The 864-nt window shown below is 77.9% G+C and carries 1 protein-coding gene; it reads right to left on the bottom strand.

The window, feature by feature from the left end:
- Positions 1–109: 109 nt before the first annotated feature.
- Positions 110–628 carry a GNAT family N-acetyltransferase gene (locus G3I42_RS03240; protein WP_203606305.1) on the bottom strand — a complete coding sequence of 173 codons (519 nt, stop codon included), beginning with the start codon at positions 626–628 and terminating at the stop codon, positions 110–112.
- Positions 629–864 lie beyond the last annotated feature (236 nt).

Below are 864 nucleotides of genomic sequence, written 5' to 3'. Positions count from 1 at the left end.
TCGCCGCCCGCGAGGGGACGCCGCTCGCGCGGGTCCTCGCCCGCCCGGACCCGCTCACGCCGGTGGACGACCCGCTCACGCCGGTGGACGGTACGTGGGCGGGACGGGCTCAGTCCGCCGCCGCCCCCGGCGTCCGCTGACCGCGCCACTGCTCGGCGCCCCACTCGTGGAACCGCTTCACCTCGGTGAAGCCGAGCCGTGCCGCGAGGCGCATCGAGCGGGTGTTGGCCGTCCGGATCGTCACCACCACCGGATCGCCGGGACGCGCGAGCGCGCACCAGCCGAGCGCCGCCGCGCACGCCTCGGTCGCGTAACCGCGGCCCCACGCGCGGGGCAGGAAGAGGTACCCCAGCTCGGTGGCCCCGTCCTCGCGCCGGTCGAGCGTCACCGCGCCGATCATCCCGTCCGCCACCGTGACCACGAAGAACCCCGGGCGCTGTCCGGGCACTTCGGGCATCGCCGCCTCCAGCTCCGCGCGCGGTCGGGCTCCGCCCGTGTAGGTGCCGACCTCCTCCGAGGAGAAGAGTTCGACGCACGTCGCCCGGTCCCGCGCCTCGGCGGCGCGGAGCACGAGGCGGGCGGTCGGTATCGGGGCGGGCGGCCAGTCGGCGGACGCGGGTGCTGTCATGACGGGCCAGGCTAGCCCGCTCCCCCGCGCCCGGGCGGGAACCGGCGAGCCATCAGCTCCGCCGCCCGTCACGCCCCCAGCCGCTGCCCCAGCCGGATGATCGCCGCTCGTACCCCGTCCGCGTAAGGCCCCGCCGTCAGCGCCTCGGCCGCCTCGCGGGCGCGGACGAGGTGGGCGCGGGCCTCGCTCGTACGGCCGACGCGGGCGTAGTCGGCGGCGAGGGCGAGGCGGAGGCG

It is taken from the genome of Streptomyces sp. SID11385, from assembly GCF_010548245.1.
GTDB lineage: Bacteria > Actinomycetota > Actinomycetes > Streptomycetales > Streptomycetaceae > Streptomyces.
The sequence above is the reverse complement of the archived record's forward strand: the minus strand, read 5'-3'. Positions and strand labels throughout refer to the sequence as shown.

Coding starts and splice junctions, on each gene's coding strand:
- G3I42_RS03240 (WP_203606305.1), bottom strand. CDS start 628: ATGACAGCACCCGCGTCCGCCGACTGGCCGCCCGCCCCGATACCGACC.